Raw genomic sequence first — 17,885 nt, 5'->3', positions numbered from 1 at the left:
CTACCCTGTCATCCGGCCTTACGCCGGTTCCATCCCGCAGTCGCGCTTGACGCGATCGGCCTGCGGCGACGCCAGATATGCGAGAAACGACGCGGCGGCAGCGCGATCGTGCGCCGTACGGCACACCGCGGCGGCGAACACCGTGACGGCCTGAACCGCCTCAGGCAGCACACCGACGACTTCGATGCCCGGCACATGCATCAGCTCGCTCAACTGCTGAAAACCGAGATCGACCTCGCCGGAGGCGATCAGCGTACCGACCGGCACGCCCGGCGGCGCCTGGACAACATGCGGCGCGATCGCGTCCGCGATGCCCCAGTACGCGAACAGGCGATGCAGGTGCGTACCGCTCGGCCCCGTCGAATAGCCGATCCGCCCTGCCTGCAGGATCGCGTCGCGAAGAGCGGTTTCGGTGCCGATATCCGGCCGCGCCGCGCCCGCCGCCACCGCGACCGCCATACCCGAGCACGCGACCGCCACGCGGCTGCCCCCGTCGACATGGCCATCGGCCGCGAGCCGCTCGATCGCATCCGACGCGAGCACCACGAAATCGAACGGCTCGCCGGCCTGCACACGCCGCGCCGCGTCGACACCGCCGACCGACGTGACCGATACGCGACATCCCGTTTCGTCCGCATACGCAGCGGCCAGTCGTGCCAGCACCGGCCGCGTCGCCATCGACGAAATTCCGGTAACGGCAGCCGCCGCGTGGATGGTCTGCACCATCGTCGCCCCCCGCATCAGTCGATGTAGCGCAGGCCAGCCTGGCGCAGCGGCTCGCGCATGTCGTACATGTCGAGACCCAGCACGCCCGACGCGAGCTTCGCGCGCTTCGCGGCTTCGTTCGTTTCGCGCGCGATCGCCTTGTCGAGCACGTCGGCCGCGCGCGCGGCCGGCACCGCGACCACGCCGTCGTCGTCCGCGACGATCACGTCGCCGGGATTGACGAGCGCGCCCGCGCACACGACCGGCACGTTCACCGAGCCGAGCGTCGCCTTGATCGTGCCTTTCGCCGAGATCGCCTTGCTCCAGACCGGGAACTGCATCGCATCGAGCACCGCGACGTCGCGCACGCCCGCATCGATGATCAGTGCATGCGCGCCGCGCGCCTTGAAGCTCGTCGCGAGCAGATCGCCGAAATAGCCGTCGGTACAGTCCGCGGTAATCGCCGCGACGACCACGTCGCCCGGCCGGATCTGCTCGGCCGCGACGTGCATCATCCAGTTGTCGCCTGGATGCAGCAGCACGGTGACGGCCGTGCCGGACGCCAACGCGCGCGGATAGATCGGCCGCATGTACGGCTTGAGCAGGCCCGTGCGGCCCATCGCCTCGTGCACCGTCGCCGAGCCGAGCGCACCGAGCCGCGCCGCGACGTCCGGGTCCGCGCGGCGGATCGTGCGGTAAACCACGCCGAGTTCATTCATGATCACTGCCCCTTCGCTTTCAGTTGCGCGTCCAGACGCGGATACACGCGTCGCGCATTGCCTTCGTAGATCTTGTGCCGCGCGTGCGCATCGAGCGACGACGCTTCGATATAGCGCTTCGTGTCGTCGTAGTAGTAGCCGGTCTCGGGATCGATCCCGCGCACCGCGCCGATCATCTCGCTCGCAAACAGGATGTTGTCGACCGGGATCACCTCGGTCAGCAGGTCGATGCCGGGCTGGTGATACACGCACGTATCGAAGAACACGTTGTTCAGCAGATGGTCCTTCAGCAACGGCTTCTTCAGCTCCTGCGCGAGCCCGCGAAAACGTCCCCAGTGATACGGCACCGCGCCGCCGCCGTGCGGAATCACGAAGCGCAGCGTCGGGAAGTCACGAAACAGGTCGGAAGTCAGGCACTGCATGAAGGCCGTCGTATCGGCGTTCAGGTAGTGCGCGCCCGTCGTATGGAAGCACGCGTTGCAACTCGTGCTCACGTGGATCATCGCGGGAATGTCGTACTCGACCATCTTCTCGTAGACCGGATACCAATAGCGGTCCGACAGCGGCGGGCTCGTCCAGTGGCCGCCGGACGGATCGAGATTCAGGTTGAGTGCGACGTTGCCGTATTCCTCGACGCACCGGACGAGCTCCGGAATGCAGGTCTCGATATCGACGCCCGGGCTTTGCGGCAGCATCGCGGCCGGCACGAAGTGATCGGGAAACAGCCGGTGAACCCGATAGCACAGCTCGTTGCACACGGCCGCCCACGTGCTCGACACCGCGAAATCGCCGATGTGATGCGCCATGAAGCTCGCGCGCGGGCTGAAGATCGTCAGGTCGAGGCCGCGCTCGCGCATCAGCCGGAGCTGGTTGAGCTCGATCGATTCGCGCAGTTCGTCGTCGCCGATGTTCAGCTCGGAGACCTTCGGCCGCTCCGACGGGCTGTTGATCGCCGCGACCTGGCGATTGCGCCACGCTTCCAGCGCCTTCGGCGCGGTGGTGTAGTGGCCGTGAATATCGATGATCATGCATGCTCCTGCGTGTGATGACGTGTCCGGCCGCCTGCCGAAAGCCGCGCTGCTTCTGCGCGGCCCGGTCAGTGCGCCGGGCTTTCCAGTTCCTGCGGTTCGGGTGCGGGCGCGCGCTGCGACGTCATGATCGCGATCGCGGCCAGCGTGGCCGGCACCGCGAGCATCGACAGGATCGCGTCGAACTTCCAGCCGAGCCCGAGCAGCGCGCCGCCGATCGCCGAGCCGAAGATGCTGCCGAAGCGCCCCATTCCGAGCATCCAGCTCACGCCGGTCGCCCGCGCGACGGTCGGGTAGCGTCCCGGCGCATACGCGTTCAGCCCCGTCTGCGCACCGCTCATGCAGAAGCCGGCCGCGAACACCAGCAGCGCGAGCGACGACGACAGCGCACCGGCCCACGCGAGCACGGCCACGCACAGCCCGCCGCCCAGATACGCGACGCCGATCACGGGCGCCGGCCGCACCTTGTCCATCAACCAGCCGACGCCGATCGCGCCGATCGTGCCGCCGATCTGGAACATCGCGGTTACATTCGCGGCCGTGCTGACCGACAGGCCCGCGTCCTTGATCAGCGTCGGCAGCCAGCCCGTCAGCAGGTAGATCACGAGCAGGCCCATGAAATACGTGATCCACAGCGACGCGGTGACGAACCCGTAGCCTTGCGAGAACAGCACGCCGATCGGCTTGCGCGTCGGCAGCGGCGGCTCGTTCGACACGAACGTCTCGTTGCCGCTGAACTGCCCGCCGCACACGCGGTTCAGCAACGCGGCGATGCGCTGCGACGGTGCGCCGCGCACGGCCAGCAGCCGTGCCGATTCGGGCAGCAGCCACAGCTGCAGCGGAATCAGCAGCAGCGGCAACGCGCCGCCGAACAGCAGCACCGCGCGCCAGCCGTGCACCGGAATCAGCCAACCGGCGACGAAGCCGATCAGCGCCGAACCGAGGTTGAAGCCCGTGAACATCACGGTGATCATCAGCGCGCGCTTCCGCTTCGGCGCGTATTCCGACAGCAGCGTTGTCGTGTTCGGCATCGCCGCGCCGAGGCCGATGCCCGTCAGCAGCCGCAGCATCGCCATCTCGAACGGCGAGTGCGCCTGGGCGGTCACGATCGTGAACACGCCGAACAGGAATACCGACGCGATCAGCACGCGCTTGCGCCCGAACCGGTCCGCGCTCGGGCCGGCCACCAGCGCGCCGATCACGAGGCCGATCGGCGCCGCGCTCATCACGAGGCCGAACTCGGGCCGCGAGATCGCCCAGTCATGGATGATCGACGGCGCGACGAAACCCATGATCGCGACGTCCATCCCGTCGGCGATCACGACGAGGCAGCACAGTACGACCAGCAGCCACTGGTAGCGCGTCACCGGCCGGTCGTCGATGAACGACTTGATGTCGATTGTCTTTCCGCTTCCCATCGTCTATCTCCAGTCTCCACGGCGACGAACCTTCACATCGATTCGTCATCCTATTTATATGGTTTGATATCCCGCTGAACCGGCGGGTATGACCGCGCGCGATGCCGTTCGCGCGATCGTCATCCTTCAGGTGTTTTCTTTCTTCTCCGCACCATCCCAGCCAAGCGGCCCCGCGCTCTTGCCCGCGACGGAATACAGCGCGCCGGGCGCGTTTCTCGTCCGCTGGAACTCCTCCAGCGATTCGCCGCGCATCGCCGCGTAGATGTGCAGGTTCGATACGCCTGTCACCGCGCCGAGCTTTTCCAGCAGGAAGAAAATCACGCCGTAGCGCAGCAGGCCCAGCCAGTCGCGCCGGCGGATCAGGTCGCGCTCCTGCTCGCCGAGGCCGGCCGCGTCGAAACTCGCTTCCGGATCGCTCAGGAACTGCGCGCGATGCGCGGGTTCGATCATCCGGTGCAGATAGTCGTTGATCCGGTACGCGTCGACGGCCTTCGCGATCGTGAACGGATAGGTGCCCGGCAACTGCTCGACGCCGGCAAGCTCGGCCGCCATCCGCTGCCGGTGCCGTTCGGCCGCCGCCGTGTCGATGTCGATGTCGGCCGGCTCGTACACGGCCGTCGCGATGCCCGTCATCGACGGCAGATAGTAGCTGCGATGCCGGCAGACGACGCCGGCCGGCAAGGCGCCGCGCATCGTGAGCCACATCACGACCTCGGCTCCTTCATAGCCGCCGAGCGTCGCATATTCGGCGAGCGGCATGCCGGCAAGGCGTTCGGGATCGCGTTCGAGCAGGTCGAGAAAGCGTTCGTCCCATTCGGGGTGGTTGAAGCCCGAGCGCTCGCCGTGCACCTGGTGCGACAACCCGCCCGTCGCGACGATCGCGACGCGCAAATCCTCCGGGTAGCTTTCGATCGCGCGGCGCAGCGCCTGCCCGAGCCGGTAGAAACGGCGCGCGGACGGCACCGGCAACTGCAGCACGCCCATCTGCAGCGGCACGAGCCGGACCGGCCAGTCGGGCCGGTGCGGGCACAGCACCGACAACGGCGAGAAGCAGCCGTGATCGAGCGGCTTGTTCTGGAAGAACGACATGTCGAACTCGTCGGCCATCAGCGACTGGCCGACATGCGCGGCGAACGCCGGATGACCGGCGATCGGCGGCAAGTCGCGCGCGCCGCCGCCCTCGTCGGCCGGATGCCACTGCGGCCCGACGCCAAGCGCGAACGCCGAGTAGTGATCGAAGAAGAACGACGTGACATGGTCGTTGTAGATGAACAGCAGCACGTCGGGGCGCTTGTCGGCGAGCCACGCGGCTAGCGGCGCGAAGTTCTCGAAGATCGGCGCCCATACCGGGTCGTCGCGCTTGTTCTTGTCGAACGCGAACCCGATCGTGGGCGTGTGGGAGGCCGCGATGCCTCCGATAATCCGTGCCATGCCAATGCTCCTTCGTGATGCTCGAATGCGGTCCGGCCCGCCCGGCCGTCCGTGACAGAATGAATGCGTGTGCGCCGCGCCCGCTGCCTATGCGCTATCTATGCGCGGCCGTATGGCTGCGGCGCGAGGCTGCGCTTGACGACCAGCGCGAGCGGGACGGCAAAGACAAAGTGCGACATGAACCCGCCGATGATCACGTTCGGGTCGAAGTAGTTCGGGTGGTTGCTCGACGCGATCATGATCAGCGCGTGCATCACGATCCACGCGACGATCGCGAAGAACAGCGCGACGAACGTCGCTTCAAAGCCGCGCCGGCGGAACCACGGCCAGATCGCCGCGAACACGATGCCCCACGACAGCGCGAACGCGAAATGAATCGCGGTGCCGATGAAGTACGACCCGATGCCGAGCGCGTCCTGCACGGCCTTGCCGAACACGAGCCCCGTCGCGTTGCGCGGGATGCCGGCGAGCGGCATCAGGTGCTGCGCGCCGACCCACACGAGCGCCTCGTAGACCCAGATCAGCACAGCCCCCGTCAGGCCCCCGCGAATGCCCGCCCGCACCGTTTCCGCAAAAGCGGCTCGGCCCGGCGATGCGTCGGCCTGCATGCCGCCCGCCGGTTTTCCGGCTCCCAACGTGTGCTGTCGTCCCATTGCGCTGCCTCGCTCGTCAGAGGGGCGCCTCGCTCGGCGGGACGCCCGGGGTGATCGGACAAACAATGAATCAGATGGCGGCCCGATACGCCGGCAACTGCGCTGATGCGGCTGCCGGGATCGAAATTACTCATTCGGTGGCCGGACCAAATAGCCAGGGTAAACCCTTTGATTCCGTCGAAATGACATGACCGCCAAGCGTTTTCTAGAGAAGTCATTCACCTGACAGATAGCCGGAAAGCCCGCCGGATATGGCGCTCGCGCCCGACCGTACTTCGGTCCGCCGGCGCCACCGCCGATCCGGACGATTCGATACCGATAAACAAAGCAGATAGACTGATAAGCACGACGCAAGCTGCGGCGCCGCCGTTCCGGTAAAGTCGGTCGACACCTGCCCGGCGCGCTGCACACCGGCCGGCACCCAATGCGGCCTCTGTCCGTGCCCAACCGACCCATGGACATCACCGAACTCCCGAATCTCGCCTGCCTGTACGCGGTGCAGCGCGTCGCCGACGCCGGCAGCGTGAGCCGCGCGGCCGCGACGCTGTTTCGCGCGCAGTCGGCCGTTACGCGCGCCGTGCAGGAAATCGAAACGGCGCTCGGCGAGCCGCTGTTCGACCGGAAACCGTCGGGCATGCTCGCGACGCCGGTCGGGCGCGCGGTGCTGAAGCGCGGCGAGCGCGTGTTCGCCGAACTCGGCGCGCTGGCGAACTGGTGCGCGCTACGCCAGTCGCGCCGACGCGCGACGGCCGAAGGCGGGCTGCCGGCGTACCTGCTCAACACGCGGCGGCTTCAGTCGTTCTCGACGCTCGCGCGGCACCGGCACATGCCGAGCGCGGCGCGCACGCTCGGCGTCACGCAGCCGGCCGTCAGCAGCGCGATCCGGATTCTCGAGAGCGGCGCGGGATTCGCGCTGTTCCATCGCCATCCGCGCGGCCTGCTGCTGACGACCGACGGCGAGACGTTCCTGCTGCACGTGCGGCGCGCGCTGAACGAATTGCGGCACGTCGCCGACGACGTCGCGGCGCTGCACGGCAGCATCCAGGGCGTCGTGACCGTCGGCGCGCTGCCGCTCGGCCGCACGCTGATGCTGCCCGAAGCCGTCGCGCGCGTCGTCACGCGCTTCCCGAAGGTGCGCGTGATCACCGACGAAAGCGCGTACGAAGCGCTCGTCGCCGGCGTGCGCGCGGGCGACATCGACTTCATCCTCGGCGCGCTGCGTGCCGGCGACCCGACGAGCGATCTCGAGAACGAACGTTTGATGTCGGAGAACCTCGTCGTACTCGCGCGGCGCGATCATCCGCTCGCCGGCGCGCGCAACCTCGGCATCAAGAGCCTCGCCGGGGCGCAATGGATCCTGCCGCGCAGCCATGCGCCCGCGCGCGGCCTGTTCGACGCGCTGTTCCGCCGCTTGAAGCTGAAGCCGCCGATGCCGACGGTTGAATCGGCCGACCTTGCCGTGATCCGCGGCCTGCTGCTGCACACCGACATGCTCGCGGTGCTGTCCGCGCAGCAGCTGCGCTACGAGTGCGATGCGGGGCTGCTGGCCGTCCTCGACGTCCCGCCGATGCGCGAGACGACGCGCGACATCGGCCTGATGACGCGCACCGGCAGCCCGCCGTCGCCGGCCGCGCGCGCGCTGATCGACGCGATCCGCGTCGTCGCGACCGAAGTTGCGCGCTCGCCGCATGCCGCCGTCACGCGATAAAGAGAGCGCATGGCTGTCGCGCCGGGTTCGCATTGCATGTGCGGCAGCCGGCGGCCGACAATTTCCCACGCAGGCCGATCAGCCCGGCATCGAGCCGCCGTATCGCCATAAACGACCGGGATACCGCTGTTCCCGGCGCGCCGCCGCTTCGCGCGATGCGCGTCACGGCCTCTGGCCGACTCACGTTCTGAAGGAGCGACACACGTGAACGAATCGACGCTCGCGTTCATCGGATTCGGCGAAGCCGGCGGCCTGCTCGGCGGTGCGCTGGCCGCGCGCAACGTGCGCGTGACGATGTACGACCGGCAGCTCGACGACGCACGCGCCGCGCCGGCGATGCGCGACAAGGCCGCGCGCCTGAACGTGCAGGCCGCGCCGACCCTCGCCGATGCGATCCGCGATGCGCGGTGGATCGTCTCCGCCGTCACGGCGTCGTCCGACACCGACGTCGTCGAAGCCGCGGCGGCCTGCATCCGCCCGGGCCAGACTTACATCGACATCAACTCGGTGTCGCCCGCGATGAAGCAGCACGGCCAGCGGCTGATCGAAGCCGCCGGCGGCCGCTATGTCGAATCGGCCGTGATGGCACCCGTGCCGCCTTTCGGGCTCGCCGTGCCGATGCTGCTGGGCGGCCCGCAGGCCGAAGCGCTCGCGTGCGAGCTGAAGGCGCTCGGCTTCAATGCGCGGGCCGTGTCGACCCGTGTCGGCGTCGCGTCGGCGGCGAAGATGTGCCGCAGCGTGATGATCAAGGGCATCGAAGCGTTGACCGTCGAGTGCCTGGGCGCCGCCCGCGCGTACGGGGCCGATGCGCTCGTGCTCGCGTCATTGCGGCAGACCTTCGACCCGTTCGCGACGTCGCCCGACCTGCCCGGCTACCTGATCAGCCGCGTGGCCGAACACGGCCGCCGGCGCGCGGCGGAAATGCGCGAAGTGAGCGAAACGCTGCGCGAAGGCGGCATCGCGCCGGACATGAGCGACGCGTGCGCGCGCGTGCAGGATCGTTTCGTCGACAGGATGGCCGCACGCGGGCTCGACTACGAAGCGCTGCTGCCGTTCGACTGGGCGCAGGTACTCGACCTGCTGGACGGCCGGCAGCAGTAAGAACCGGCCATGGTGTGCGGACGTCGCAACGCATGCGATCGAAGCCGATCGCGTGAACTATCGCAGCGCCTGCACCTGCTCCGCCGAAAACGCGTCTTCCACGAACCGGATCACGTCGTCGAGCGACGACGTGCACACGGCCCCTGCGGCAAGCTCGCGGAACGCGCCGTCCGGCCCGAAGCAGACGAGCGGCTTGCACCAGCGCTGCGCGAGCGCAATCTCCTCGGCCGTGCCGTGCCCGCCCGGCAGCGCGACGATCAGGTCGCTGCTCAGCACGTTCACGTAGTTGCGGTTGATCGTCTGCGGATCGGCGCCCGGTTCGCGGCGCGGCAGCGGCGTGAGGATCGGGATGTCGACGAACGGATGCGGATAACCGTCGAGCGGCACGAAACCCGCGAGCGGATCGGCCTGCGTCGGCAGGATGCCGATCGATCGTCCGGCCCGCCCGGGCACGCCGGCAAATGCGCGCGCGACCGCCAGCATCACGCCCTGCCCGCCGCCCGTCAGCAGGTTGAAGCCGGCCTGCGCGAGCCACGCGCCGAGCGGTTCAGAAAACGCCAGCCACGGTTCCTTGCCCGAGCCCATCACGCCGATCGTCCTGTTCTTCTGGTGCATCGTGAATTCCGGTGAAATCGTTGCGGTGCGTGCGCCCGCGTCGGGTTCCGGCCGCGAGCGAACCCCGGCTCGCCGCGCTCATTCGAGCTCGACGCCCTTGAGCTCGGGAATCAGGAACAACGTCGCGACCATGTCGAGCACGTAGAGGCCGGCGAGCAGCGTGATGGCCGTCTGGAACGAGTAGTGCGCGGCGAGCGCGCCGACCGCGACCGGACCGAAGCCGCCCACAGCGCGGCCGATGTTCCACAGCACGTTCTGCGCGGTCGCGCGCGCGGCCGTCGGATAGCCTTCGGACATCAGCGCCCCGTAGCCGCCGACCATGCCGTTGACGAACATGCCCATCAGCGCGCCGGCCCACAGCATCGCCGTCGGGTCCGACAGCCGCGCATACGCGATGACCGTCGCGACCGAGCCGAGCTGGTACAGCAGGAACGTCGGCTTGCGCCCGATGCGGTCGGCCAGTTGCCCGAACACCCAGACGCCGATCATCATCCCGACGACGGTCGCTGCCGTCCATAGCCCCGACTTCGTCAGCGAGAAGCCCATCTGTTTCGACAGGAAGGTCGGCAGCCAGATCATGATCCCGTAGTAGCCGAAGTTCTGGACCGAACAGAGGATCACGATGCCGAGGCTCGTGCGCGCGGTGCGGCCGTCCGCGACGAGCATGCGGAACGCGTTGGACTTCGGCTGCGCCGCGCGCTGCACGAACGCTTCCGGCTCGTGCAGCTTGTTGCGCATCGCCCACGCGAGCAGCGCGGGCAGCACGCCGACCAGGAACATGCCGCGCCAGCCGATGTGGAGCAGCAGGAACGGCGTCAGCAGCGCGGCCAGCAGCACGCCGGCCTGCCAGCCGAGCGCGACGTAGCACGACACGCGCGCACGCTTGCTGGCCGGCCACGCTTCCGCCGCGAGCGCCATGCCGATCCCGAACTCGCCGCCCAGGCCGATGCCCGCGATGGTGCGGTAGACGAGCAGATCCCAGAAGCCGCGCGCGAACGCGCACAGGCCGGTGAAGATCGCGAACAGCAGGATCGTCCAGGTCAGCACGCGCACGCGCCCGTAGCGGTCGCTCAGCGCGCCGAACACGATGCCGCCCGCGACCGCGCCGATCAGCGTCCACGTGACCAGCGCGCCGCCCTGCCCGGGCGTCAGCTGCAGCGCCGCCGTGATCGCCGGCAGCATGAAGCCGAGGATCAGCAGGTCGAAGCCGTCCATCGCATAGCCGATCGCCGACCCGGCCAGCGCTTTCCACGCGTACGACCCGACCTGCTCCACGCGCGGGGCCGACGGGCCGCCGAGCGTGGAAGATTTCATGTTTGCTGCCATGGTGTCCTGCCACGAATGTCCGGCGACATTCTACGGCCTGTGCCCGCGGATGACGGGCCGGTGAACGGGGGCTGGCGCGGGGGCGCGCTTCAGCGCCCGCTTCCGGGACGGCAAGCGGGCATCTGCGGGCAATGAACGGGAAAGCGGCGATCCGGTGTCGGCGGCGAAGCCGGCGATGTCGCGGTCAGGCCGGACACCGGATGAAAGACAGTGTGCTGCGGCGTTGCCGGCAGGCCCGCTCGCGCGAACCGGACGGCGCCGGGCGGCCTTGCGGCGCGGCCGGCTTCAGCCCTGATCGTCCCCGGGCCACCAGGCCTTGGCCCCGCGGTCGACGGCGAGCGTGTCGAGATCCTTGCCTTCGAGCCATTTCGGTCTCGGGCCGCGGCCCGACCACGAACGGCCGGTCGTCGGATCGTAGTACTTGGCCGGCGCCTTGCGCTTTCGCTGGACGATATAGCCGAGCGCGCTCAGCACTTCCTGCTGCGAGATTCCCAAAAGCTCGACCTGTTCCTTGAATGCCGCGAGTGCGGCCTGCTTCTCCTTCTGCTTCGCATCCGACAGCTTGATGTTCAGGTCCCGAAGTTGTGCTTCGAGTTCCTGCAGGGCCTGGGTCATGTATTCATCCTCTTTGGGCATGTTTTTGCAAAAAGCTCCGATGGGCGAACCTACCATGAAGTTCCGCCGATCGGTGCTGTCAAATAGGTGAATCGTTTGCCTGAACCGGCACGGTTTGCGCGACGCGCACTAAACGACGTCGCGCGTCAATGACAGACAGGGCCGGGCCGGCAACGCGCGGCACGCCGCGCACGAAGGCACGGCGAACGGCTGCGGCAAGTTCTGAACCGCACCATGGCACTGGCGCGGCATGGCGCGAATGATAGCAGTGCACGGCTTTGTGTTGCACGAGTTGCCGGCCGGAGTCGATGCGGGCCCGGCGGTTTACCGGTCTGCATCGGGGGTATGCCACGCGATCCGGTCGAACAGCGCGCACAGCTTCGCGCCGCGCGCCGCGTTCAGCGCGGCCGCATGCGCGACGCGTCCGGCGAGATGCGCGCGGAAATCCGGATGCGCGTCGCGATTCTGCGAGGCCGGCCCGCGCCGGATGCAATTGGTCAGGATGGCCTTCAGGAGATCGAACTCATCGCGCGCCAGATTCGGATGACGATTGACGACCACGCCGGCCAGTTGCTGCCGCGCGCCGCGCCGCATCACGCGCGTCTTGCGCAGTTGCAGCGCAAAGCCTTCCTCGAGCGCGATCGCGGCGACCCTGACCTGCAGCCGCTCGACGTCGCGCGCGAGCGCGCGGCCACCCGAAAACGCGAGATCGTCGGCATAGCGCGTGTAGGTCGCATCGAGCGAACGCGCGAGCGCGGCGAGCCGCAGGTCGAACCGGAAGGCGCTCAGGTTCGCCAGCGCCGGCGACGTCGGCGCGCCCTGCGGCAGATGCCGTTCGCGATAGCGCTGGCGGCCGATCCAGTCGAACCGGTCGCGCAGGTCCGGCGCGAGCAGCCGCGCCGACGGCACGCGATTGGTGCACAGCCCGGTGAGCGTGCGCGCGACTTCGGCCGGATACCCGAGCGTGACGAACAGCGCATGGACCCGTGCGGCGCGCACCGACACGAAGAAATCCGCGAGATCGAAGCGGACCACGACATCGCGATCCGCATGCGGCGCCGCAAACGACACGATCCCGTGCCCCTTGCGAAAACCGTGGGCCGCGCCGTGCGGCGCAATGCAATCGAGCAGCCCGTGCAGGATGCGGCGCTGCGCTTCGCGTAGCCGTCCCTTCGGAATCTCGATCAGGCGGCACCCGCCGCTTCGCTTGTCGACCGCAACGTAGGTGTAGTGATGCAGCGGCGTTGCGCTGCTGCGCGCGTCGACGCGCCAGTGGTCGGACAGCCAGTCGAGTTCCGGCACGCGCATGCCGAGCCAGCCGGCGAGATCGCCCGGCGTCGCCCATTGCGGCACGTCGCAGCCGGCGAGCGGCGCCGGCAACGGCCGCTGGACCGGCGGCCGCCGCACGACGCGGATCACGGTCGGCCGATGGTCGCCATACCATGCGCTGACGAATCCGGGCGCCTCGGCCAGGTCCGCTGCAAGCGCGTCGAGGTCGGCTTCGGCCCAGTGCGCGCCGAAGCGGGCGAGCGCGGCATCCGCGACTTCGTGCGCCCAGGCCGGCGCAGCGCCGAGCACGGCCGCCATCCGGGCGACGATGCTGCCGCGTTCGGGCGAACCGGCCAGCATCGCTTCGGCAATCGTGCGGGTGGTGTCGAACAGGGGCGCGTACATGGAAATTGATGGGCGGGACGATGAGTCAACGTGACTGGTGCTGCGAGAGCAGTCGTTGCGCGACGCGCAACCCGCGCTCTTGCGACGCATCGGGGTGTCGATCTCATCCACGGGGTAGCCCCGTAGTCCTGGAACATCGGCTGCCTGTTCCGGGCGTGTGCTTGACCCACCGGCCCGCGTCGCGACTTTAATGGCCGCGGACGCGGTGTGTCAAACATGGCGGCGGGCCGGCGCCGCCACTGCGCGCCGGATCCTACAACGCCCGCGGCGCATCGCGCAGCACGGCACGCAACGCGGTATCGAACGGCGTCGCGTAATCGATCCCGAGTTCGCGCACGCGCGATGCATCCAGATGGCAATCGTACGGACGCGGCGTCGCGTCGGTCGGCTGGTCGATCGGCGTGAGCGATGCCGCGATGCCGAGTGCGGCCGCGATCCGCTGCGCGATGTCGTACTTCGTCATCGGCTCCTTGCCCGACCAGTGACGGATGCCCGTGACGGGCGAGCCCGCGAGATGACGCAGCGTCAGGTCGCGGATCACCTGCGCGACATCCGGCGTGTAGGTCGGGTAACGGATCGCCCATGCGTCCATGCCGACCGCGTCGGCACCCGGGCGCGCGGAAGCGACGATCGCCGGGACGAGGCTCGTGACGGCCGATTCGCTCCAGTCGGTGATCGGGCCGTAGAGCAATGGCAGGCGCAGCACGCAGGACAGCGGCGACGCGGCGAGGAGTGCCGCCTCGCCTTCCAGTTTGGTGCGGCCGTAGATGTTCAGCGGGTTCGGGGTGGCGTCTTCACGGTACGGGGCGGACTTGCCGTCGAATACGTAGTCGGTGGAGATGCCGAGCGTCCATGCGCCATATCGCGCGGCGAGCGCGCCGATGCGGGCCGGTGCGGTGACGTTGATCGCGCGTGCGGCGGCAGGGTCGCGTTCGCAGACGTCGGGGCGGCGTTCCGCTGCGCAGAGGATGACGGCGGCGGGCTTCTTTGACTCGAACAGACGCTCAAGCACTGTGTGGTCAAGCACGTCGACGAGCGCGAGGTTTTCTGGTGGCAGTGCGAGGAGCGCGGCGCCGGCGGTCTTCGGATTTCTCACCGTGGCCACCAGGCCGATGGATGATTCGCGGGCCAGCGATGCGGCAACGGCCCTGCCGAGGAGACCGGATGCACCGATCAGCAGGACAGTTGCGGGAGGAGTCGATGAATCAGTTGCTGTCATTGAGTGCGATTTGTGCGGAAGCCGTGCGGGAAGGCGCCTCCGCCTGATAGAGGACGGTCATCTTGCCCCCGACCTTCATGCCGTAGCTCATCCCGCCCTGCGGATAGGCGACCCTGTCACCCGTCTTGGTCATGAATTCGATCTGGGGATGGGGCGACATTGCAGTAAATGCGGCAATGACGAGAAATACAATCCCGATCACAACGCCCGCGATGACCCTGGACATGTGCCCTCTCGATTTCCGTGAAATGGCGAACCGGACCGCTGCCTGTCACTGATTTGCGTGCGATTTTAATGCAAAACGATTACGGAACGACGACGATCGCCCGCCCGGAGAGTTCGTCACAACCGGTGCATCCGCACCCTGTCACGATCACGATTTCCGGAACTGCAGACGACACATCCATCGCCCCAGATAAACAAAGCCCGGTGCACATCCGCGCACCGGGCCTGTCACACCGAACAGAAATTTCGCTCTGCTTTACTTCCGGTCGAACGAATACCGCCCCGGCCCGCTCAGCGCGAGCAACAGCAATCCGCCGATGATGCTCACGTTCTTGTAGAAGTTGATCATCGCCATGTACTGGTCCATCCCCTGCAGCGCCCAGTAGCGATGGCCGATCAGCGCGGTCGCGAGCGTATAGGCGGCGAACACCAGTGCGAGCGGACGCGTATAGAAGCCGATCGCGATCAGCACGCCGCCGGCCAGTTCGACCGCCACCGCGATCGCGGCCGCCAGTTCGGGCGCCGGGTTCCCCGTCGACGCCATGTACGCGACCGTGCCCGAAAAACCGTTCAGCTTCTGCCAGCCGAACAGCACGAACAGGATCATCATCAGCACGCGAGCCGCCAGCAGCAGCTCGTCCTTCTTCGACTCCAGCGAAACGTAACGCATAGCAATCACCCTTGAATTGACGGTTTGATGCATCCGCTGCCGATGCGCGCCGAATCGGCGAATCAGGTCGGCAACGAACCACTCCTCGCGCAATCGGTCGGCAAGCCGTCTGGCCCGCCGCCGAAGAATCCGTCCGGGCGCGCCTTCGTGGCGCGCTCCGGATCGGTTCTGGCGAAGCACGGGTGCAGTCTACTGTCTCGCGGCAAATCATCAATCCGTCAAAACATGATTCGCTGTCTCGAAAAAGTGGACAATCGAAAACAACAAGGCTGATGCGGAGCTTCACGGCTCGCGTGGCGGCACGCCCGCGGCAGGCGGCTTTGCCGCCGTCGACGCTACCGGAGATCCCGGCGGTTTCGTCGGGTTGCGCACGCGGCCCGAACGCGGCGCCGGGTTCGAGCCATCCAGGGCGATGCCGGCGCGCCGTCGACACCGCGCGGCCGCGCCCGCTACTGCGCAGCGATCCGCCGGCGGAAATGCTCGGTTCCGGCCACGATCTTGTCGAGCACCGCGTCGAGCGCCCAGAATCGTTCGCGCACGTCGTAGTCGATCGCGCGGCAACGGATCGACCCGAAGGTGCCGATCCGCTGATGGTAGAGCTTCGCGAGCGCCGGGTAGCCCAGCGCCTCCGACACCGCCGAGACCACCAGGAACGTCGAGAGCTCGTCGGCCAGCGCCGGATTCGTGTCTCCTTGCGTGCGCAACCACCGGTAGAGATCCGGGTGGAAGTTGGTGAACACGCCGTTGAAGCCGGCGGAACCCGCCTTCATCGCGTCCCACGCAATCGCGGCGTTCGCGTTCAGGATCTTCAGCGGCGATCCCGCGGCGAGCGCGACACGCCGCTTCACCGTCTCCAGGTCGCAGCTCACGTCCTTGAGCATCACGAACCGGCCCGTGTCGATGCACGCGCGCAATTCGTCATCGGACAGGAGCCGCCGGTAAGGCGCCGGACACTCATACAGGCCGAGCGGCAGATCCGACGGCAATCGCGCGAGCAGCCGGTGAAGATGGTCGAGCAACGCGGCGCTGCCCTTGCGCTGCGGATCGAGGCGGTTGGTCACGAGCACGACACCCTGCGCGCCCGATTCGGCCGCCGCGCACAGCTCGGCGACCTGCGCGTCGAGATCGTCGCTGATGTGCCCGGACGCGACCACGGGCACGCGCCCGGCCACCCGCTCGACCACGAAGCGCGCCAGTTCCGCGCGTTCGGCAAGACTCAGGAACTGCATCTCGCTCGATTGCGCCACCGCGAACAACGCATCCGAACCGTGCGCCAGATACCATTCGATGAGCCGCTCGAGCCCCGCGTAGTCGATCGCGCCGGCGTCGTCGAACGGCGTCAGCATGACCGGCACGATCCCCTCGATGGTTACGCTCGATTGCTGCTGGTGTTGCATCTGTTTCTCCTTCCTTCAATGAATGCGTGGTGCCAGCAGCGTGCTCAGGCCGGCAACGGTCCCGACGTGGCGTTCGCGGCCTGCTCGGGAATCGGCTTGCGCACCAGCAGCAAGTAGGCCATCGCGCCGGCGAACGCGATCGCCGCGGCGGTCAGCAGCGCCGGCACGAACGACCACTTCTGCGCAATGACGCCCGTCAGGATAGGCGCAAGCGCACCGCCGATGAAACCGCCGAAATTCTGGATCGCGCCGAGCGACGCGATACGGCTCGGCGGCGCGGCCGCCGTCGCGAGCGCCCACGAGCAGGCCGACGCCGCGTTGGCGAGAAAGATCACGACCGAAATGCATGCGAGCGCAACTGCGTTGCTCTGCACGAGCGCGGCCGGGATCGTGAACGCGACCATGCCGAGCATCGCGACCACCACTGCGTTGCGCCGGCTCACGACCGGCGAACGGCTGCGACGCGTGACCAGATCCGACAGCCAGCCGGCGACCAGCGAGCCGACGAACCCGCACAGGAACGGCACCGATGCGGCAAACCCGGTCCGGATCAGGCTCATGTGGCGCTCCATCGTCAGGTACCCGGGCAGCCAGGTCAGGTAGACCCAGTTCAGGTACACGGACCCGAAAAAGCCGATCAGCATCCCCCAGGTCGTGCCGTGCGAGAACAGGCTGCGCCATTCGGCGAAGGTCAGTTTCGGCGCCGCAACCGCGGTCTGTGCATCGGCATCGAGATAACCACGCTCGGCCGCGGTCAATTCCGCACGCACCGGATCGCGGTACAGCGCAAACCATACGACGGCGACGACGAGCCCGAGTGCGCCCGTCGCAACGAACGCCCAGCGCCAGTCGAACGACGCAACGAGGATCGCCAGCAGCAACGGCGCGAGCGCGGTGCCGAGCGGCGACGCGGCATTGAAGATCCCGGTCGGCGTGCCGCGCGCGCGCAGCGGAAACCAGTTGCTCACGACCCGCGCGGCCGACGGGAACTGCGGCGCCTCGCCGATGCCGAGCGCGATGCGCGCGACGATGAACCAGCCGAAGGTGGACACGATGCCGCCCGCCGCTTGCGCGAACGACCAGACGATCAGCCCGATGCCGAGCAGCCAGCGCGGACCGATGCGATCGACGAGCCCGCCGACGGGAAACTGGCACAACGCATAGCTCCACGAGAACGCCGACAGCAGCAGCCCCATCTGCGCGAGCGACAACCCGAGATCGCCCCGGATCGCCGAGCTCGCGACGGCCAGCGTGCCGCGATCGAGATAGTTGACGATCCCGCTCGCCATCAACAGCGCGAGCGCGATGCGTTGCCCGCGCCGGATACGCGGCGGCGCGTGCGGAACAGTTTGGTTTTCGCTCATTACGATTGTCTCCATGT

At 67.9% G+C, this 17,885-nt stretch carries 18 protein-coding genes; 3 read left to right on the top strand and 15 right to left on the bottom strand.

Annotation, left to right across the window (positions count from 1 at the left end):
- Positions 1-18 precede the first annotated feature (18 nt).
- From CUJ89_RS37390 to CUJ89_RS37365, 6 genes are all read right to left on the bottom strand, one after another.
- Complete coding sequence (locus tag CUJ89_RS37390; protein ID WP_114182409.1) at positions 19-726, bottom strand: substrate-binding domain-containing protein; 708 nt, start codon at positions 724-726, stop codon at positions 19-21.
- A gap of 14 nt (positions 727-740) precedes the next feature.
- A complete protein-coding gene (gene ligK, locus CUJ89_RS37385) occupies positions 741-1,424 on the bottom strand; it encodes a 4-carboxy-4-hydroxy-2-oxoadipate aldolase/oxaloacetate decarboxylase (protein ID WP_114182516.1) in 684 nt (227 codons plus the stop codon).
- Between the two features lie 2 nt (positions 1,425-1,426).
- Positions 1,427-2,452: an amidohydrolase family protein gene (locus CUJ89_RS37380; RefSeq protein WP_114182408.1), complete on the bottom strand. Its 1,026-nt coding sequence runs from the start codon at positions 2,450-2,452 to the stop codon at positions 1,427-1,429.
- A gap of 68 nt (positions 2,453-2,520) precedes the next feature.
- Complete coding sequence (locus tag CUJ89_RS37375; protein WP_114182407.1) at positions 2,521-3,870, bottom strand: MFS transporter; 1,350 nt, start codon at positions 3,868-3,870, stop codon at positions 2,521-2,523.
- 126 nt (positions 3,871-3,996) lie between these two features.
- A complete protein-coding gene (locus CUJ89_RS37370; RefSeq protein WP_114182406.1) occupies positions 3,997-5,301 on the bottom strand; it encodes a gallate dioxygenase in 1,305 nt (434 codons plus the stop codon).
- A 98-nt stretch (positions 5,302-5,399) separates the two neighbouring features.
- Positions 5,400-5,909 (bottom strand): hypothetical protein, encoded by a 510-nt coding sequence (locus CUJ89_RS37365; protein ID WP_236655146.1) that lies wholly within the window; start codon positions 5,907-5,909, stop codon positions 5,400-5,402.
- Positions 5,910-6,408: 499 nt separating this feature from the next.
- Between CUJ89_RS37365 and CUJ89_RS37360 the strand changes: the two genes are divergently transcribed.
- Both CUJ89_RS37360 and CUJ89_RS37355 read left to right on the top strand, forming a co-directional pair.
- A complete protein-coding gene (locus CUJ89_RS37360) occupies positions 6,409-7,662 on the top strand; it encodes a LysR family transcriptional regulator (RefSeq protein ID WP_114182404.1) in 1,254 nt (417 codons plus the stop codon).
- Between the two features lie 204 nt (positions 7,663-7,866).
- Entirely contained in the window at positions 7,867-8,763 is an 897-nt protein-coding gene (locus CUJ89_RS37355) for an NAD(P)-dependent oxidoreductase (protein ID WP_114182403.1), read from the top strand.
- Between the two features lie 57 nt (positions 8,764-8,820).
- Here CUJ89_RS37355 and CUJ89_RS37350 read toward each other — a convergent pair whose 3' ends face one another.
- The 7 genes from CUJ89_RS37350 to CUJ89_RS37315 all read right to left on the bottom strand — a co-directional run bounded on the left by CUJ89_RS37350 (position 8,821) and on the right by CUJ89_RS37315 (position 15,107).
- The gene (locus CUJ89_RS37350) at positions 8,821-9,378 is read right to left on the bottom strand and encodes a DNA-binding protein (RefSeq protein WP_114182402.1); all 558 of its coding nucleotides are present in this window, start codon (positions 9,376-9,378) and stop codon (positions 8,821-8,823) included.
- A 78-nt stretch (positions 9,379-9,456) separates the two neighbouring features.
- A complete protein-coding gene (locus tag CUJ89_RS37345; protein WP_114182401.1) occupies positions 9,457-10,704 on the bottom strand; it encodes an MFS transporter in 1,248 nt (415 codons plus the stop codon).
- 285 nt (positions 10,705-10,989) lie between these two features.
- Positions 10,990-11,319: an H-NS family nucleoid-associated regulatory protein gene (locus tag CUJ89_RS37340; protein WP_114182400.1), complete on the bottom strand. Its 330-nt coding sequence runs from the start codon at positions 11,317-11,319 to the stop codon at positions 10,990-10,992.
- Positions 11,320-11,643: 324 nt separating this feature from the next.
- Complete coding sequence (locus CUJ89_RS37330) at positions 11,644-12,993, bottom strand: reverse transcriptase family protein (RefSeq protein ID WP_114182399.1); 1,350 nt, start codon at positions 12,991-12,993, stop codon at positions 11,644-11,646.
- A gap of 253 nt (positions 12,994-13,246) precedes the next feature.
- The gene (locus CUJ89_RS37325) at positions 13,247-14,212 is read right to left on the bottom strand and encodes a dTDP-4-dehydrorhamnose reductase family protein (protein WP_114182398.1); all 966 of its coding nucleotides are present in this window, start codon (positions 14,210-14,212) and stop codon (positions 13,247-13,249) included.
- Entirely contained in the window at positions 14,199-14,438 is a 240-nt protein-coding gene (locus tag CUJ89_RS37320; RefSeq protein WP_236655119.1) for a DUF3592 domain-containing protein, read from the bottom strand. The genes CUJ89_RS37325 and CUJ89_RS37320 overlap by 14 nt, the downstream gene beginning before the upstream one ends.
- A 255-nt stretch (positions 14,439-14,693) precedes the next feature.
- Positions 14,694-15,107 carry a DoxX family protein gene (locus CUJ89_RS37315; RefSeq protein WP_114182397.1) on the bottom strand — a complete coding sequence of 138 codons (414 nt, stop codon included), beginning with the start codon at positions 15,105-15,107 and terminating at the stop codon, positions 14,694-14,696.
- A gap of 24 nt (positions 15,108-15,131) precedes the next feature.
- Between CUJ89_RS37315 and CUJ89_RS37950 the strand changes: the two genes are divergently transcribed.
- Positions 15,132-15,380 (top strand): hypothetical protein, encoded by a 249-nt coding sequence (locus tag CUJ89_RS37950; RefSeq protein WP_152036708.1) that lies wholly within the window; start codon positions 15,132-15,134, stop codon positions 15,378-15,380.
- Between the two features lie 176 nt (positions 15,381-15,556).
- On the opposite strand, the gene CUJ89_RS37310 is transcribed toward CUJ89_RS37950, so the two are convergent.
- Positions 15,557-16,504: a dihydrodipicolinate synthase family protein gene (locus tag CUJ89_RS37310; RefSeq protein ID WP_114182396.1), complete on the bottom strand. Its 948-nt coding sequence runs from the start codon at positions 16,502-16,504 to the stop codon at positions 15,557-15,559.
- A gap of 44 nt (positions 16,505-16,548) precedes the next feature.
- The gene (locus CUJ89_RS37305; protein WP_114182395.1) at positions 16,549-17,868 is read right to left on the bottom strand and encodes an MFS transporter; all 1,320 of its coding nucleotides are present in this window, start codon (positions 17,866-17,868) and stop codon (positions 16,549-16,551) included.
- Between the last annotated feature and the right edge of the window lie 17 nt (positions 17,869-17,885).

Source organism: Burkholderia pyrrocinia (assembly GCF_003330765.1).
Classification (GTDB): domain Bacteria; phylum Pseudomonadota; class Gammaproteobacteria; order Burkholderiales; family Burkholderiaceae; genus Burkholderia; species Burkholderia pyrrocinia_B.
This window is presented reverse-complemented; position numbering and strand designations above follow the sequence as displayed.

Excerpts from the sequence above, each read along its gene's own strand:
- CUJ89_RS37320 (WP_236655119.1), bottom strand. The coding sequence starts at position 14,438 with ATGTCCAGGGTCATCGCGGGCGTTGTGATCGGGATTGTATTTCTCGTC.
- CUJ89_RS37340 (WP_114182400.1), bottom strand. The coding sequence starts at position 11,319 with ATGACCCAGGCCCTGCAGGAACTCGAAGCACAACTTCGGGACCTGAAC.
- CUJ89_RS37325 (WP_114182398.1), bottom strand. The coding sequence starts at position 14,212 with ATGACAGCAACTGATTCATCGACTCCTCCCGCAACTGTCCTGCTGATC.
- CUJ89_RS37380 (WP_114182408.1), bottom strand. The coding sequence starts at position 2,452 with ATGATCATCGATATTCACGGCCACTACACCACCGCGCCGAAGGCGCTG.
- CUJ89_RS37350 (WP_114182402.1), bottom strand. The coding sequence starts at position 9,378 with ATGCACCAGAAGAACAGGACGATCGGCGTGATGGGCTCGGGCAAGGAA.
- CUJ89_RS37365 (WP_236655146.1), bottom strand. The coding sequence starts at position 5,909 with ATGCAGGCCGACGCATCGCCGGGCCGAGCCGCTTTTGCGGAAACGGTG.
- CUJ89_RS37305 (WP_114182395.1), bottom strand. The coding sequence starts at position 17,868 with ATGAGCGAAAACCAAACTGTTCCGCACGCGCCGCCGCGTATCCGGCGC.
- CUJ89_RS37375 (WP_114182407.1), bottom strand. The coding sequence starts at position 3,870 with ATGGGAAGCGGAAAGACAATCGACATCAAGTCGTTCATCGACGACCGG.
- CUJ89_RS37310 (WP_114182396.1), bottom strand. The coding sequence starts at position 16,504 with ATGCAACACCAGCAGCAATCGAGCGTAACCATCGAGGGGATCGTGCCG.
- CUJ89_RS37390 (WP_114182409.1), bottom strand. The coding sequence starts at position 726 with ATGGTGCAGACCATCCACGCGGCGGCTGCCGTTACCGGAATTTCGTCG.
- CUJ89_RS37330 (WP_114182399.1), bottom strand. The coding sequence starts at position 12,993 with ATGTACGCGCCCCTGTTCGACACCACCCGCACGATTGCCGAAGCGATG.
- ligK (WP_114182516.1), bottom strand. The coding sequence starts at position 1,424 with ATGAATGAACTCGGCGTGGTTTACCGCACGATCCGCCGCGCGGACCCG.
- CUJ89_RS37360 (WP_114182404.1), top strand. The coding sequence starts at position 6,409 with ATGGACATCACCGAACTCCCGAATCTCGCCTGCCTGTACGCGGTGCAG.
- CUJ89_RS37370 (WP_114182406.1), bottom strand. The coding sequence starts at position 5,301 with ATGGCACGGATTATCGGAGGCATCGCGGCCTCCCACACGCCCACGATC.
- CUJ89_RS37345 (WP_114182401.1), bottom strand. The coding sequence starts at position 10,704 with ATGGCAGCAAACATGAAATCTTCCACGCTCGGCGGCCCGTCGGCCCCG.
- CUJ89_RS37315 (WP_114182397.1), bottom strand. The coding sequence starts at position 15,107 with ATGCGTTACGTTTCGCTGGAGTCGAAGAAGGACGAGCTGCTGCTGGCG.